We start from the raw sequence: 15,813 nt of genomic DNA, 5'->3' as shown, positions 1-15,813 counted from the left end.
GGACAGGTGGTGGTGTGATCCCCCTTACGCACTATCCCCAGACCAAAATTAGAGGTACCCTGCCCCAGTGAACTGATACAACTGGCACCCGTGGTTGTTTTATCTCCATGCAGGGCAAGTCCCCGCCCGTAACAGTTCTCACGATACCCCATCATTTACCTCTCCATTGACAAGGCCACTGCCAGTCAGTATCCCCGACACAGCCTTACGCCAGAGCACTGTCACAGGATGCAGCATGATGTATTCATCCTGCTCTTCGCTCAGTACTCGTCCTTCATCATCCATCTCTGCCAGTTGTTCCGCCGTCAATGATGATTGATCCATTGCTGCCAACAGTTCCGGGGTCACTTCATTGTTATATTGACGATCCATTTCCTTTTCCATGTCATGTCTGTCACTGCGTGGCGGCAATACTAACTGATTTGTGATTTAACTTAAATATCATATTTATCATGTAATTATTAACATAAAGGCGACATGGCAGTAACGATGGAGCGGTCTTGACGTATGGATCACTTTAATGATGGATTTATTAATCTGGTTGCCAGAAATTAATCCACTGTCATGATCCGCTGATGGCTCTCTTTACGAGTTATGTTCTGCTTATCGTCTTTATTTGCCCGTTCTGGACAATAATCATTTATCATTGCTGGACTACTGTTATCTTCAGCTTCCAATAAACTGGATCTCCCTTTTCATCCTGATTTATATTCTTTGAAACAAGTTCTATGATGTGTTCCTGATGCCAATACAAGATTGTGGCTTTTAAATCTCTTCTGTTTATATCAGATATGTTGTTTTTGATAGCGTATTTCTTCATCTCACGCGTTATCAAAACATCATATATGACGCTTGACATGAAACCATCTTTCAAAATATCGATTGCTGTTTCAGGATGTTTTTCGTAAATGCCATATATCTCATCACAGTATCCTTGTAAAATGTTGACAATAAGTTCGTTTAGTTCTTTATCATTTTTATTTAATGTAATCTCTTTCATCTTTAATCCTTCTATTATGTTAATGGTTAGTTGTTATATACAATATTAATGATGACAGAACCATATTCCAGATCTAATTCATCAACTAAATCGTTATTGATATGTCGATTTAAAGCATCGATCAAACCCTTATTCTCTATCATGTCTTCTACTGAATATCCGCTCAGAGCAATAAACACATCTAGGCTTTCTTGAATAGTATTCTTTACTTTCGGGGTTCCTTCGCACAGCATACTTGCTACTACAGATATTTTATTTGTTATAGAGCTTTGCTTGTTGCCTTTTTTACGTAATATCGTAGATGTTTCGTTTTTCTTTATGTTGTTTACCATTTATATTTCCCTCTTATTTTTCGGTTAGCCCCTTTCAGGGCAAAATTATTTCTTATTTTCTAAAGGTGTCTGAATACTCAACCAACATGGCTGCGACCATTTTAAAGTTAACCTCATGAATATTGCCGCCATTTCCTTCTTTAGCTGTAAATATCTCAAAGTTGTTCTGAATATGATCTATAACATGGATAATAAATGGACTCATAAAATCCGGGTCATCCAAATAATCATTTGCATCCCCATTGCCATTAACTTCCATGAACATATTCCAGCTTGCGGCAAACGATCTACATGCAAGGTCATAGAACAGTTCGGTTGATTTATTAATGCTTATTTTTTCTTTAGACATATTTATACCCTCATAGTTAAATGCTTATTTTATTCATTGTTCTTATTAGCCCCTTCCGGGGCCAAATATGGTGTTATTAGCTCATACTAAAAAGTAATGCTTGAGTATGAACATATCTCATTTCATGCATGACTTTATCCATATCAACATAAATCAGTCTTTCTCTTTTACCCATTTCTTCCATATGTGCATCAAAGCGTTTTGCCAGATAATCTTTAACATGCAAAAGATATAACTCTGTTCTGTCGCTATCCAACATAATAGCCGTTAACACTTCAAGTTCTTCTTGTTCTTTATATATACGTATTCCTGAGATATAAAGATTTTTTGCCATAGCAGTAAAAATATTGGTAGATGATTCTTTGATATTTTTCATTTTATTACTCTTCATTTTATTTCCTCTTGTTGTTATTAAAATATTTGTTGTTCAGATACAGGACGTGAATCAGAAATGATTTTCTCAATCCATGCATCAATCTCACTTTCTATAAAGGCAATAGACCTTAAACCCGTTTTAACTTGCGATGGAAAGCGTCCTGCTTTAATAAGCGTATAAATCCATGTCTTTCCAAATCCTGTTCTTCTAATCACTTCTGGTAAACGAATAAGACGTTGTTTTTTGTTTGCTACGATTTGAACCATATTTATCTCCTGTTTTGCGATGGAAATAATTGTATGGATAACTCATGTGAGAAACTAGGTTAGTTCACCAGCCCTGAATAGAGGGGAAGTTCAGGACCAGTGAATTTAGGGGATTTTTATGAAAGGTGAATATCGGGGATGTTCAGGATTAGCGACTGTCCCTTGTTTTCTTCTTAGGTTCGGGTTTGTCATTCATGCCGATGACAGCAAGGATATCGGAGCTTTTCACATGTATGTTTTTTATGAAAAAATCATTCAATGACTTGAAATAATTATCATTATTTAAAAAATCATAGGCCAGAGGGTAATCCGTATCTTTGATTTGTTCGCTGCCTCTGGCATAGCGCATATCGGTATGGAGGATACCTGCCAGCACAGGATATGGGATTTTTTGATTGTTGAGTTGTTCCCAACCAATGAGATCCATTAGAGGGATGATTTTGTAATCGAGTATCTTCTGGAAGGTTTTATGACCAAAGCGGAAATCTTTTTCCGGGGGCTTAGATACCTTGAGGTGCTTCTGCCACTCACTGATAAGCACTTTTAGGTGTTCAGCCAAATCATCGCTGCTGGCTTCATCTAAATCGATTTCAATCAGCATCTTGTTAGCAGGGTTCAACCCGCCCTGCTTCAAGTATTCAGATATGTATTCTGAACTCACTGAAACATCATCTTTAGGCGTGTTGTTTTCCAGACGATACATCGCCCTTCCATAGTTGAACAACGAATTCCTTGTCATTGGCCTGACCGCATAGCTGTGTGCGAGCATATGACTGTCAGAAAGCCATTTAGTCTCACGTATAACCTGACCAGAACGGATCAGGGCATCATGGTGTATCGCCAGCAATTGATTCTCTTCACCGGCCGTTTCCCACTGTTGCCTTGCTTTATAAGCAAAAATCCGTCTTTCCAGCTCAGCATAGATTTGTTCTAGGGTTAAATCTTTCAGCACATCATAGCGACTTACATCAAACCATTCGCTTAGTGCTTCTACAATCTCCGTTTTATGCATCTTTTTATTCATTTTTCTCTCTTAACATATGTTTACGTTTAGAGACAAAGTTAACGTATTCAATACGATAGAGAAAGTAAAAATATGATCATCTCTGACTAAATTGCCCCAATATATTAACGTCCCAATACTAGAAAATTACTTAACTAGACCATTTTTCAAGAATTCTAGACATATCTATTTTTTGTTAGGTGTTAACATCGGACATTAACCATGTCTGACACAAATATAATTAAGTTCAAAAATTATTTTATGAAGCAGCAAGATTAACATAAAAGATCAAGAGCTAAATATTAGATTACTGACGAATTTTAAAAATAAAAAAGGCATCACGGTTTCATGATGCCATTTGTACATCACATACCTAAATAATTAGTATATAAATAAGCAAACCCATATCTAGTTTTACTTCCAACCATATACGGCGTTATGATTTTGTTAGCAATCAGTATTTGCTTAAACTCTGAAAGAGTCCCCAATTTAATTACCTCATCATCATCATGATTTCTAATAACTTCTTCTAAGAGTCGATCAAAACTACTTTCATTGAGTACATTTTTTTTAAAGTTAGAACTTACTTTATTATTGGATAAATCTAAACAAAAGTACTTAACAAATTCATTGCCTTTTTCATTCCATAAGTCTTCAAGATATTTTACAACTGCATTTTTCCTAACTTGTTTACTGGTGCAATAAGCTAAACCAATAATAGAATCTTTACGGTATCCTTTCTCATAATCTTGGTCATCCTGTTCTTTAATGGCATTTGTCAAAAGATCAATAAATGGACGAAGATTTACAGTTTTATCTGCGCTTTGAATATTCCTAAATAAATCTTCATATGCGGTACTTAACCTGCCATTTTTTTTAGGCCTTGGAGAACCGAAAAATGCATTTATAACTGGCTGTATGAGATACTTATCTAATGGTAATTGATTGTGCACAACTCCTTTTGTTTTTAGCTTTCTCTGAATTTGTTGTATTAATAGTGGACTCGATAAATAGGTAGATAAGAATGTAAAAAAATTACCTTTAGAATAATTAAATACAATCTTCAAAAAATATGAAAATATTTCATTTTGTGTCCACTCCAGATCAATGATACGTGGAGTAAACGAATTTTTATTTGTTAAGTTACCAAGTCTTTGATATAAGTCTCTTCTTAAGAATAGTTTTGGATGAATGTTTTCGTAAGGAAAACGTATTGCTATTTTAACAAGAGGCGAAACTACATCATTCCATAAGAACGGCTTTACAATATTATCCAATTGATCAAAAGTAATAAGAAGTCGTTTATCATCACTTTTTAATCTCTTATTTATCTCATTCATTTCGTCTTCAATGAGTGAGTATTTTTCCGAATCTTTTAATGTGCTAATTATTGTTTCCGATATTTTGAAATTCCCAAGTTCCATACGCAAAGAAGGGTTTTTACAACCATATTCTCCTCTAGAACAAATTGCATTCCATATGAAAAAAATCCAAAAACGCTTTATGAACAATTCATCTTTATGATATACATCAAACCCATCAAATTCGAAATTATCATTATCGAAATTTGTAATATTTAACACACTATAATTCAATTGTTCTTTTTGTGATTTTGAGATTAACATATCGAAAAAACTATTAATTTGGAGAGCTTTATAGAAAGCCGTCTTTCCTGTCCCTTTGTCTCCTAATAAAATATTTTTTTCAGGTATAAATAAATCTTCCATACAAGGTCTAAAATAGAACAACTCATTTATATAATCATCCGAGTATTCAATATTCTCGGCATAAAGATCAGGAAGTTTATCCCTTAAATCATTTAATACTTTATCTTGAATGGTTTCATTTGATACTTCAGATGATATACTCTGATTTTCTTTTTCATCATATGAAACTTCAATGCCTTCAATCGAATTTAATAACCCTCTATTTACCTCATCTTTAATTTCATTCTTTAATGTATCTTCTTTATTGATCAGTAAAGATTCAGATGTAACCTCATAGATATAATTAAAAAACTTCTGATATTGCGTAGACCCATTTTCCCCATTAATGAAATCATCTAAATCATCTCTGTCCTCCAAAGGAGTACCAATATATTCAAGAGTATTTTGTCTATCAAAATAAAAAACTTCAGTATCAAATGATGCAATACCTTGTATATGATTAGAAAAATTATTAAAACGACGACTGAAGTTACTACTAATTATTGATAGTACGAAACAAGTATTTATATTCATTTCATTCAGAATTTTTGTAACATATTCTATCCCCGGTTGATTTTGGGCATCATCACCAGCTAATACAACAATGTTTTGTGATACTTGTGCTAAGGCTCCAAATGTATTATTGAAGCCAGTCCGAGAATCAACAAGGATTACATCTGGCATAAACTCTGTATTAATATCGGTTATGATATTATCAAAAATGTTAACTAACCTCTCTCCTTGCAAATCTAACTTTGCAAGTCCCTCTAAATAGCTTACCAAGTTTTCATGGTCATGCATGATATTCCCAGCAGACATTAAATTTATAATTCCACTACCAGAATAATTTTTTTCAATGTTATAAACATAATCTTTAATGCTTGAATTTCTATCAAAAGATTTATCATTTAGATACTCTACAATCCCCCCTTTACAGTTATCTGATTGGGCACTATTAAAAAAATTTATCAGTCCCGGGGCTTCAAAGTCGCAGTCAATTACAAAAACATTTTTCCCTTTCCTCGCCAAAAAAGTAGCAGTTAATGCTAGGCTTGTTGTGCGTCCTACGCCACCTTTATAACTGAAAAAAGTTAAAACATTTTTATGTTTATTTTTTCCTTTTTTCATATTAAGTAAAGCGCTCAACGAACGCCTTAAGCCAATCGATACTTTTTCTTTTGTAAATAAATACTCATATTCTTCATCAGAATGTTTATTCTCTGATAGAAAAGTGAAGTTTATTTTTTCATTTTCTAATTCATTGAAACTTACTAAATCAAGGAATAGTTCATCTTTTATTTTAATAACGTCACTAACAACATAAACTTCTACATTTTGGTTTACCATTAACTCAATGTAATAATCTAAAATTAATTTTTGATTAATGTTTTCCTTTAGATCACTTTCTATCCTTTGAATGAAGCTCATTGATTTTAACATTTATTTATCCTTAAATCATCTTTAGGAAGTTATTTGTATGTGAATATAATTCTTTTACTTGCTCATAACTCAATTCAACAGTTGAATATCTTATCTCCGGTGTCCATTCATTAATCAATTTGTTAATTTCATTTTTTTCACTTACGTGGTTTATCCCGCTGACCAATGAATCAAGATAATTTTGTAGTCGATTGAAATTGTGCGTCTTTATTTTTTTCTTGTAATTTATACCAGCCTTTTCACATTCTTCTTCATTAACATCAGAGTGTAAATCGTAGTTTTCTAGTTGAAAAATCTTATATTTAATAGAACACTCAATTATATATCCTGAAAGATAGTAAAGGCTAAGTACTAAAAATTTATATTCAACATCCTCAGCACAGCCATCACCCAAACTATCAAGCTTTTCTTTCAAAACTCGGCAAGCGTGGTTATGTCTTTTCGCTGACGATAGAAACTCCGTGTATTTCATATTGGGGTACCATGAGGGTAAAATAACTCTCATGATAGCAATTATCACATATAATACAATAAAACATTTATGTTCAAAAAATTAACCAACCCATTGATTATACTGTGTTTTTAATTTTTAAGGTATCCGATATATTTTCTCTTTAATGATTTTATGCAATGTAGCAATTCAACGACCGTGTAAGAAACAAGAGCATGACACCGAACTTTGTCCACAGATTAAAGCAGTCTATAGAGTAATATGCAGGTAACTCAGATTATGCTAAGTAGCTGCGCCACATGTCTCTACACCTGCCGTTTACTGACATGTGGCTAAAGCGACGGGCTGCACATCTAAGCGCCGATACAGCGCTGCTATGTAGGGCAGATAATCAACTGGCTTAAGGTTCTCATAAATAGTTAATCCAATGCCCCGCGGACAAAGTAAAAAATAGAGTTATAACATTCATAATAAATTGTTTTTAATGCATTAAAATCATGGAAATACTGACAACATGGTGTTGAGCATAACAGTGCTGCCAGATAGCAATAGACAACAAGATATTGTTATAACCAATTGTTTTTAATTGACATTTTACATATTAAGATTAAATAATGTTGGTAGAAGTGTTGGTATAAATAACATTAAAACTCACAAAACCGCCAATAAAAGGATATACAGATGAAGTTCGAGTCCAGTCAGAGGAGCCATATTAAAGAAAGCAGACGTCCAAAAACGTCTGCTTTTTTGCTTTCTGGCCATTGATTATCACTGTTTTAGATTATCTCTCTTCCTTCCCCAATGTGATTACCGCTATTACTGGCCGTCCTGGTTCGTTTATATCCTCCCTGGCAGCTTAAGAGGGCGAATTGTGTCAGTCACTGCCCCCAAAATACCAGGCCTCTTGAGAAAAATATAAACTGACGGCTGACATTGGTCTGCACCAGTCAGTACACCTTAGTGAGTCTGTATACGGACGTTTGTTTGTTGACCCCACGACTAAAAAACCATTACTGAGTGTGAAATCATTTTTTAATACAGTTTTTATTGATAAACCTCTTAGTGGGCAAGGACAACTACGCCACAGCCCCCCGGAAGAGCGGGCCACCCTGCGTTCATAGCACGGAACAGGCTGAAATCCACAGAGTATGTATATTGCCACCTCGTTAAGAGCACAGAAGCCCGGTAACCAGGATAAAAATCGTCTTTCATACCCGATAGCGTTCCTACGCTATATCCGTCAGAGCACGCTCACGATGTTTCACTCCGGGCCTCTCTCCATTCTTTTACCAGGGTAGTAATCATATCACTGGCAGCCATCTCGCGGGCCAGGCTTGCACCCTGCCCGGCCCAGTGAGCACCAAAGCCATGATCACCTTTCGCTGCAGCGGCAATAGCGAGCGATTTTCCTAAAGCATAAGTCAGTGGATAAGACGGAATATTATTCGACGTCAGGTGTCGCGCCAGCTTACAAAAATCGTTTGATATACACCTTGCCGGGCGACCGGAAATAACCGATGTCATGAGAGTACGGGAAGCATTCTCACTTTTTAGAGCCTGTCGGTATGCTTCATTAGCCGATGATTCGGGGCAAAGAATAAAAGCGGTTCCCATTTGTACCCCTACGGTTCCGAGTTTAAGCATCGATGCAATACCTGCGCCATCCATTATTCCTCCGGCACCGATAACCGGCAATGATGATACTCTTTTGATCGCCTGAACTAACGTAACGGTACTGAGCTGGTGATCATTTTCACGAACATTGAAGACCCCACGATGCCCCCCTGCTTCAATGCCCTGTGCCACAATAAAGTCAATGCCTGCCGATTCAATCAGCAGGGCTTCTTGTATGTTTGTTGCCGTGGCAAAAGTCAGAATCCCACGGTCGCTAAAGCTTTTAATCACCGTTTTAGAAGGGATACCAAAATGGAAGCTCACAGCGGCGGGAGCGGTGCTGAGGAGCACTTCGAGCATCGAAGCATTATCATGGAAAGATTGATAAATCTCCGACAATTCACCCGGCATTTCTGCGCCATAATAAGAAAAAATATCGCGGAACTGAGCTATCCACGCCTTTTCTTGTTGCGGATTTCGCCGGGGATGTTCATGGCAAAACACATTCACACTGAATGGGTAACGTGTGAGTTGCTGCGTTTTTTTTATCATTGCTTCAGCCTGCCAGGGGAGAGAGGCCCCTACGCTGACAGATCCCAGAGCGCCGGCATTACTGACCGCCGCAGCCAGCTCGGGTGTAGAAACACCAGCCATAGGTGCCTGAATAATGGGATAGTCGATATTGAGTCTGTCGCACAGAATGTTGCTCATCGTATTTACCCGCTTGATGTTCTACAGAGGAAAGCCATAAAATCTCCATATGAGACTTAAATGTCAATATCATTTTCAAAATGAGAATATTGGAATGAATCATAGTTCACTGGAAATTTTCATCGTCGTGGCAGAAGAATTAAGCGTGATTAAAGCCGCACAACGGCTGGGGCGCGTACAGTCAAATGTGACAACACGTATTCAGCAACTTGAAGAAGAACTGGATGTACAGCTTTTCATCCGTGAAAACAGAAGATTAAGGCTGTCCCCGCAAGGAAAAAAATTCCTTACTTATTCAAAAAGGATTCTGAGCCTGGCGGAGGAGGCGCGCCAGAGCCTCCACCCCGGGATACCCGAAGGGTTGCTGAAACTGGGCTCAATGGAATCGACGGTGGCCAGTCGCCTGTCTGAGCCCCTTACGGCTTTTAATCTATCCTGCCCTGCGGTAACACTCAGATTGTGCACCGGGCCGACACAACAGCTGACAGAAAAAGTGGTGAATTCCGAACTGGATGCTGCCCTGGTTGCACTGCCATCCGATGTGAATGGCAAAGTGCAATGCCCTGACAGCCTGGAGTATCATCCGCTGTTTAATGAAAAACTCTTACTTATCCTTCCCCCCACAATGAAATCAGTCCAAAAGATTGAAGACATAAATGAGGGCCAGCTCGCCACCTTTATTAAAGGCTGTACTTACCGTGAAATGGCCACAGGATTGTTAGGCCAAATGACCGGCCGCGGAGAGAAAATTCAGATACAAGAGGTTAATTCCTACCACTCGATGCTTGCATGCGTTGCGTCAGGTTCTTCCATGTGCGTACTGCCTGAAAGTGTAATGATGCTCTTACAATTACCCGCCGGGCTTCATATTTTTCCCGCAGGTATGGTCACGACACAGCTAATCTGGCGCAAAGACTTCAGTTCACCCGCCATGGATATATTGCTGGAGAAACTTCAGAATACGTCAAATATATCAGCATAATGTGGCCCCGGCATCGGGCTACTCCTGTGCACGGCGGCCTGTAATACCCTACCGGCGCCGCCTGGTGGGATAATTTAAAGGCCGTATCTTCACGATGTCTCCCTGGTTTTCAAATCAACGCAGACCATGACACCAGCAAGGCACAGGGCAAACGTTGCTGCCATCAGGGATGGATTAAAGGAGTGACTCCATGTGTAAAGCATCCCTGCAACGAGTGGCCCTGCAATCTGACCGATACCATAAGCTGCTGTCATTGCGGCAATCATATTAAAACGAACCACATCAGCCAGACGTCTCGCTTCTGGTAACGCAATAGTGACTGTACCCATAAAGGTGAACCCCACCATCAGCGCACTTGCCAGGCAGAACATTAAATCATGACTAAAGGCCGGTAATATCACGCCTGCCGCCTGAACGAACAGGTTGATCGTAAAACTTCGGCGATGCCCGTAACGCAATACCATGCGGTGCCAGAAAAAGCACGAAGGGACAGCGGCAAGGCCAAATACGGCCCATACATGAACGGGATCAATCCCTGACAGCGAACCGGAGAGAAATAAGGGCAGATAGGTTGCCGTAATAATATAACCAAAGCCGGCCAGCCCATAGACCGCAATAAGTCTCATTGCGGCGGCCGCCGTTTGCGGGCCGCCCTGAGCCAGGGGACGTGATGGTGGCCGGTAGTCAATGAGAGTCTCCGGGGGGCTACTGAGAAGACGAAAAACTATCGTATACAGCACACCAGCACTGACAGTACAAATAATCCATATGGCCTGGCTGGATAAATTCAAACTCTTGCCCAGGGCGATAAATTCAGCGGAAACAAAGATACCCAGCCCAACCCCCGCATACATTAATGGCGCACCATTCGCATGCTTCATATGTTGCAGCAGCCACAGAGAGGCGGATATCAAGCTTACGGCACTGCATATGCCAGCACCCCCGCGCACCAGAATAATACCTGTGGGCGACTGTAACCATACCAATAAGGCCAGACAGACGAGAGTCGACACGACTGACCCCATACACAGTACTCGAGCATCGCCAGGCTTTGCTTTTGCAAGCATCAACGCACCGGCAAGATATCCCGCATAATTAGCCGAAGCAGCAAGATTCCCTTCAGTCAGACTGAGGATATTTTCATGCAGCATGAGGGGAAGCACGCCGGTAAAAGCAAACCGCCCGTAGCCCATACCAATAACCAGAACAATGCAAGCGGCGACAGAAAGCAAGAATGCTCTCGTTTCAGGCCGGTAACGCAACGCAGAAATCATAATCCCTCCTGACAGGTTTCTGTTGGGAACCGTCACCGAACAAAAATCCCATATAGCGAACGAAATTGATATAACATTCACAAAATAAGATTAATGCCAAGTATGGGATCAGACTCAAACACGATGAATAACACCTGCGCGATAGCCCATACCTTCTGAAATACGTCCTGTTATTGAACACCTCACGGCAGTGGCAGGTAAGCCACATGATAATAAACGATGAAAAAACGTGAAGAGCAGAGCAGAACGGAATGACTGATACATTTATCAGGCGTTTTTAATGCTCGCATGTCTGAATCATGGCCCGAAGCAAGAAAGATGGCAGCCAGCATCTGCCTCGTCAATATTTAAATAATCCCGCGCCGGGAGAGGGGCCAGAAACAGTGGGACAGCACTGCCGGGAAAATCAGAGTGTGATATTGCTATCAGCCAGATGCCCCATATTGTGGTAGAGCAGGCAGGCCGCATCAACCAGAGGCAGGGCTAATGCCGCACCACTCCCCTCCCCCAGACGCATCTCCAGTTGCAGATAGGCGGGCAGACCAAGGGCATCCAGTACCCGTTGAGCACCCTGTTCCCCAGAACGGTGTGAGGCAATCAGATACGGGCGCACGCCCGGTGCCACCTGACAAATAGCCAGTGCAGAAGCACAGGAAATAAAACCATCCAGTACCACGGGCAGCCCCAGGGAAGCCGCGCCCAGCATCACTCCCGCCATCGCCACAATATCGAATCCCCCCACTTTGGCAAGCACATCGATACCATCATCAGGGTCCGGCTGGTTCGTTTCCAGGGCCAGGCGCACGACCGCCATTTTATGAGCCAGTTTTTCTTCTGGCAGGTTGGCCCCTCTCCCCACGGTGGATTCTGGGGGCAGCGCCAGCAAAGCGCTCACCACGGCAGAAGCCGCTGTGGTATTGGCCATCCCCAGCTCACCAACGCCGAACAGATTGACACCTCGTCGGGCTTTTTCCCGGGTTAACTGAGCAATCGCCAGGAGCAATGCCTCAGCCTGCTGACGGCTCATCGCCGGGCCACGGGCGATATTCCCACTACCACGGGCCACTTTCATGTTGACCAGCCCCGGCAGGGGATCGCCATCAATGCCCACATCGACAATACAGACATCCGCCCCAGCCTGGGCCGCAAGCAGGCAGACGCCAGTATTATGGCGGGTCATATTCTCCGCCTGAATCCTGGTGACACTTTGCGGGGCGGCACTCACCCCCTCAGCATAAACCCCGTGATCTGCACACATCACCATCATCAGCTTTTTATTGATAGTCAGAGCCGGGTCCAGGCCACCCATGCCACTGAGTTGTAAAGCAAGATGCTCCAGACGCCCCAGGCTGCCTACAGGTTTGATTAAACCATCAAGATGAGCTTGTGCTTTTGACATCGCCTGTTGATTCAGAGGCTTTATTTCGGTAATCAGCGTGGCTAATGTTGTCATTATTCCTCATGTGCTATGCACTGAAAATTACAAAATCACAGTAGGCAGAGCAGAAAAAACAGCTCACCCAACTCTATTGCCGCCCCCAGAGTATCCCCGGTTTGCCCACCTAATGTACGTCGTAAGGCCAGGCCGGATAAGATGATACCCATCGCGCTGGCTGCCAGGGCGATCACGCCACTGCTCCCCAGCAGCAAGGCACAGAGAACCACGCCCCCCAGTAAGGTCCAGCTGGTTTGCCAGCCCGTGACTTTACCGATATAGAGATTCCCCATCCCCTGTTCCCGGGCATAGGTTTGACGATACATCAGTAGCACGACCACACTGCGCCCTGCGACGGATGCCGCAGCCAGGGCTGCTATCATCGGTGTACCTCTTAATGCCAGCTCACTGATGATCAGAATTTTTGCAAGAATCACAAAAATTAATGCTAACCCACCATGGGTGCCAAGACGGCTATCACGCATGATTTCCAGCATACGTTCCTTGCTGCGAGCAGAAAAAATACCGTCGCAGGTGTCTGCCAGACCATCAAGGTGCAGCCCGCCGGTTAAGAGCGCCAGGGACAGTACGGCCCCCAGTGCCGCCAGCGGCAGCCCAAGCCAGCTTTGTAAACTGAAAAAAACCAGACCAGACAGTGTTCCAAGCAACAGGCCAACCCAGGGGAAGGTCACAATGCCACGCACATAATGCTCAATATCGATACCCGATGACCAGCGTTGAGGGACCGGCAAGCGGCTCATAAACTGCAAAGAAGCGAAAAAAAGACGGAAGATCATTTGATTTTTACCTCGATCCCGGACACAAGCAACCAGACAGCTTCCGCTCTGGCGGCCAGCCGTTGGTTAACCCGCCCGGCAATGTCCCTGAAATGCCGGGCAAGGCGGTTTTCCGGCACGATCCCCATACCCAGCTCATTCGTGACGATAATGATCTGGGCAGGACAAACAGCACAAGCCTGTAGCAGTGCATCGATTTGCTGATTGACCGCCCGTTCCAGCACGACAAAATCCCACTCTTCTTCCGGGGTATCCCCCGCCTGGTGATAAAGTTCATTGGTAATCAGCGTTGTCATGCATTCCAGCAGCACTGTGTCTTGTGCTGCCAGTTCAGGAGTGATTAAACGGTCAACATCCCGCCAGGCCTCCAGGGTATGCCAGTGCGCCGGGCGATTTAATTGATGTTCCGCAACCCTGGCTGCCATCTCGTTATCAAAGACACGGCTGGTTGCGATGTACCAAACCCGTTTGCTGCCTTCTGCCAGACGCTGGGCATAGGCACTCTTGCCACTACGAGCACCACCAGTAATCAGCTTCACTGGTCTGCCTCCTGATATTGCCGCATTATTTGATAGATGCGTTGAATATCAATGTGGCGGCGCATTTCAGCTGCCAGCTGATCGAATTGCTGCTGCTTAAACTGCTGATAGTCCACTACCGGACCATCATAGGGAGCGATACCTTTTTGCTGACGTAAGCTATCGAGAAGCTGGCGAGTAAACACTGTATTATCAAACAATCCATGCAGATAGGTTCCCAGTACTGAACCATCGACACTGACGGCACCATCCAGGCTGTCATGTTGTGGCTGCCCGTTACGGCTTTTTAACTGACAGAATGCCTGGACACCAGGCCCCCTGACCGTCTGCCCCATATGAACCTCATAACCACGAATATCCTGCCCGCAATGCTGATCCCAGCCACCGGGTAAACCAGGCTGGATCTCACCACAGGAAACCGTCGTCGTTTTTTGGCGCTCAAAACGGGTGGATACGTTTAATAGCCCGAGCCCCGCCATGGCGCCCTGCTCTGACTCAACCCCGTCATAAAGGAACTGGCCCAGCATCTGATAGCCCCCACAGATGCCGATAATCTTCCCCCCCGCCTGATGATAATCTTGCAAAGCATCACTCAACCGGGTGTCCCGTAGCCACTGTAAGTCATGCAGGGTATTTTTACTGCCAGGGAGGATAACCAGATCAGCCGTTTGTAACGCGTCACCATCACGCAAGTAGCGCACTCGTACATCCGGCTGCGCAGCAAGGGCGTTGAAGTCCGTAAAATTTGAGACGTAAGGCAGTTTGACCACCACAACATCCAGGACTTGTGGCTGTCGCCCTTGATATTTGCCCACCAGAGCCAGGCTATCTTCTTCTTCAAACTCCAGTTCTAGCCAGGGCATCACCCCGAGTACCGGCACACCGGTCAGGGCTTCAATTTGCTCAAGACCGGGTTGTAACAACGCAAGATCACCACGAAATTTATTAATGATGATCCCCTGAACCCGGGGTTTTTCATGCTCCAGTAACAAAGCAATAGTGCCGTAAAGCGCAGCAAAAACACCCCCCCGGTCAATATCCGCCACCAGGATAACAGGGCTGTTAGCGATCTCCGCCATCCCCATATTAACAATGTCCCTGTCACGTAGATTAATCTCCGCCGGGCTGCCTGCCCCTTCCAGCACAATGATGTCATGATCGGCGCTCAGGCTCTGAAACACCTGGCGAATTTTTTCCCGTAACTGGGGTTTATACTGATGGTAGCGCCGGGCATTCATGTCCGTCACCACCTCCCCCATCAGTACTACCTGTGACTGGCTATCAGAACGGGGTTTTAACAAAATCGGATTCATTCGGACATCCGGGGCAATCCCCGCGGCTTCTGCCTGGAAAATTTGTGCCCGCCCCATCTCTTTACCATCGGGGGTAATGCCGGAATTAAGGGCCATATTTTGTGACTTAAAAGGGGCTGTTGCGTAACCATCCTGGGAAAATATTCGACACAGCCCCGCGACCAGGACACTTTTGCCCACATCCGAAGCCGTACCCTGAATCATAATAACTGCCATTATTGCCTC

Annotated in this window: 16 protein-coding genes; 1 reads left to right on the top strand and 15 read right to left on the bottom strand. The window is 42.8% G+C overall.

Features of this window, described 5'->3' with window-relative positions; genetic code table 11:
• Nucleotides 1-138: 138 nt before the first annotated feature.
• From JK154_RS06425 to JK154_RS06380, 10 genes are all read right to left on the bottom strand, one after another.
• Nucleotides 139-372: a hypothetical protein gene (locus tag JK154_RS06425; protein ID WP_211991678.1), complete on the bottom strand. Its 234-nt coding sequence runs from the start codon at nucleotides 370-372 to the stop codon at nucleotides 139-141.
• Between the two features lie 271 nt (nucleotides 373-643).
• Nucleotides 644-1,000 (bottom strand): hypothetical protein, encoded by a 357-nt coding sequence (locus JK154_RS06420; protein ID WP_211991677.1) that lies wholly within the window; start codon nucleotides 998-1,000, stop codon nucleotides 644-646.
• A 26-nt stretch (nucleotides 1,001-1,026) separates the two neighbouring features.
• Nucleotides 1,027-1,263: a hypothetical protein gene (locus tag JK154_RS06415; RefSeq protein ID WP_211991697.1), complete on the bottom strand. Its 237-nt coding sequence runs from the start codon at nucleotides 1,261-1,263 to the stop codon at nucleotides 1,027-1,029.
• A 121-nt stretch (nucleotides 1,264-1,384) separates the two neighbouring features.
• A complete protein-coding gene (locus JK154_RS06410; protein ID WP_211991676.1) occupies nucleotides 1,385-1,681 on the bottom strand; it encodes a hypothetical protein in 297 nt (98 codons plus the stop codon).
• 76 nt (nucleotides 1,682-1,757) lie between these two features.
• Nucleotides 1,758-2,072, bottom strand: a complete 315-nt coding sequence (locus tag JK154_RS06405) for a hypothetical protein (protein ID WP_211991675.1) — start codon at nucleotides 2,070-2,072, stop codon at nucleotides 1,758-1,760.
• 20 nt (nucleotides 2,073-2,092) lie between these two features.
• On the bottom strand, nucleotides 2,093-2,323 hold the full coding sequence (locus JK154_RS06400) for an AlpA family transcriptional regulator (protein ID WP_211991674.1): 231 nt from the start codon (nucleotides 2,321-2,323) through the stop codon (nucleotides 2,093-2,095).
• Nucleotides 2,324-2,471: 148 nt separating this feature from the next.
• Nucleotides 2,472-3,347 (bottom strand): DUF6387 family protein, encoded by an 876-nt coding sequence (locus JK154_RS06395; RefSeq protein WP_211991673.1) that lies wholly within the window; start codon nucleotides 3,345-3,347, stop codon nucleotides 2,472-2,474.
• A 344-nt stretch (nucleotides 3,348-3,691) separates the two neighbouring features.
• The gene (locus JK154_RS06390; RefSeq protein ID WP_211991672.1) at nucleotides 3,692-6,472 is read right to left on the bottom strand and encodes an AAA family ATPase; all 2,781 of its coding nucleotides are present in this window, start codon (nucleotides 6,470-6,472) and stop codon (nucleotides 3,692-3,694) included.
• Nucleotides 6,473-6,482: 10 nt separating this feature from the next.
• Nucleotides 6,483-6,944 (bottom strand): hypothetical protein, encoded by a 462-nt coding sequence (locus JK154_RS06385; RefSeq protein ID WP_211991671.1) that lies wholly within the window; start codon nucleotides 6,942-6,944, stop codon nucleotides 6,483-6,485.
• Between the two features lie 1,230 nt (nucleotides 6,945-8,174).
• Nucleotides 8,175-9,248: a nitronate monooxygenase gene (locus JK154_RS06380; protein ID WP_211991670.1), complete on the bottom strand. Its 1,074-nt coding sequence runs from the start codon at nucleotides 9,246-9,248 to the stop codon at nucleotides 8,175-8,177.
• A 94-nt stretch (nucleotides 9,249-9,342) separates the two neighbouring features.
• On the opposite strand from JK154_RS06380, the gene JK154_RS06375 reads away from it, so the two are divergent.
• Complete coding sequence (locus JK154_RS06375; protein ID WP_211991669.1) at nucleotides 9,343-10,230, top strand: LysR family transcriptional regulator; 888 nt, start codon at nucleotides 9,343-9,345, stop codon at nucleotides 10,228-10,230.
• Between the two features lie 89 nt (nucleotides 10,231-10,319).
• On the opposite strand, the gene JK154_RS06370 is transcribed toward JK154_RS06375, so the two are convergent.
• The 5 genes from JK154_RS06370 to JK154_RS06350 form a co-directional block, all read right to left on the bottom strand.
• Nucleotides 10,320-11,504 (bottom strand): YbfB/YjiJ family MFS transporter, encoded by a 1,185-nt coding sequence (locus JK154_RS06370; protein WP_211991668.1) that lies wholly within the window; start codon nucleotides 11,502-11,504, stop codon nucleotides 10,320-10,322.
• A gap of 406 nt (nucleotides 11,505-11,910) precedes the next feature.
• Nucleotides 11,911-12,957: a nicotinate-nucleotide--dimethylbenzimidazole phosphoribosyltransferase gene (gene cobT, locus JK154_RS06365; RefSeq protein ID WP_211991667.1), complete on the bottom strand. Its 1,047-nt coding sequence runs from the start codon at nucleotides 12,955-12,957 to the stop codon at nucleotides 11,911-11,913.
• A gap of 35 nt (nucleotides 12,958-12,992) precedes the next feature.
• Nucleotides 12,993-13,733 (bottom strand): adenosylcobinamide-GDP ribazoletransferase, encoded by a 741-nt coding sequence (gene cobS, locus JK154_RS06360; protein ID WP_211991696.1) that lies wholly within the window; start codon nucleotides 13,731-13,733, stop codon nucleotides 12,993-12,995.
• Nucleotides 13,733-14,275: a bifunctional adenosylcobinamide kinase/adenosylcobinamide-phosphate guanylyltransferase gene (gene cobU / locus JK154_RS06355; protein WP_211991666.1), complete on the bottom strand. Its 543-nt coding sequence runs from the start codon at nucleotides 14,273-14,275 to the stop codon at nucleotides 13,733-13,735. Before cobU ends, cobS begins: the two co-directional genes overlap by 1 nt.
• Complete coding sequence (locus tag JK154_RS06350) at nucleotides 14,272-15,807, bottom strand: cobyric acid synthase (protein ID WP_211991695.1); 1,536 nt, start codon at nucleotides 15,805-15,807, stop codon at nucleotides 14,272-14,274. Before JK154_RS06350 ends, cobU begins: the two co-directional genes overlap by 4 nt.
• Between the last annotated feature and the right edge of the window lie 6 nt (nucleotides 15,808-15,813).

Origin of the sequence: Citrobacter sp. JGM124, from assembly GCF_018257795.1 — a bacterium.
Lineage (GTDB): Bacteria > Pseudomonadota > Gammaproteobacteria > Enterobacterales > Enterobacteriaceae > JGM124.
The sequence above is the reverse complement of the archived record's forward strand: the minus strand, read 5'-3'. Positions and strand labels throughout refer to the sequence as shown.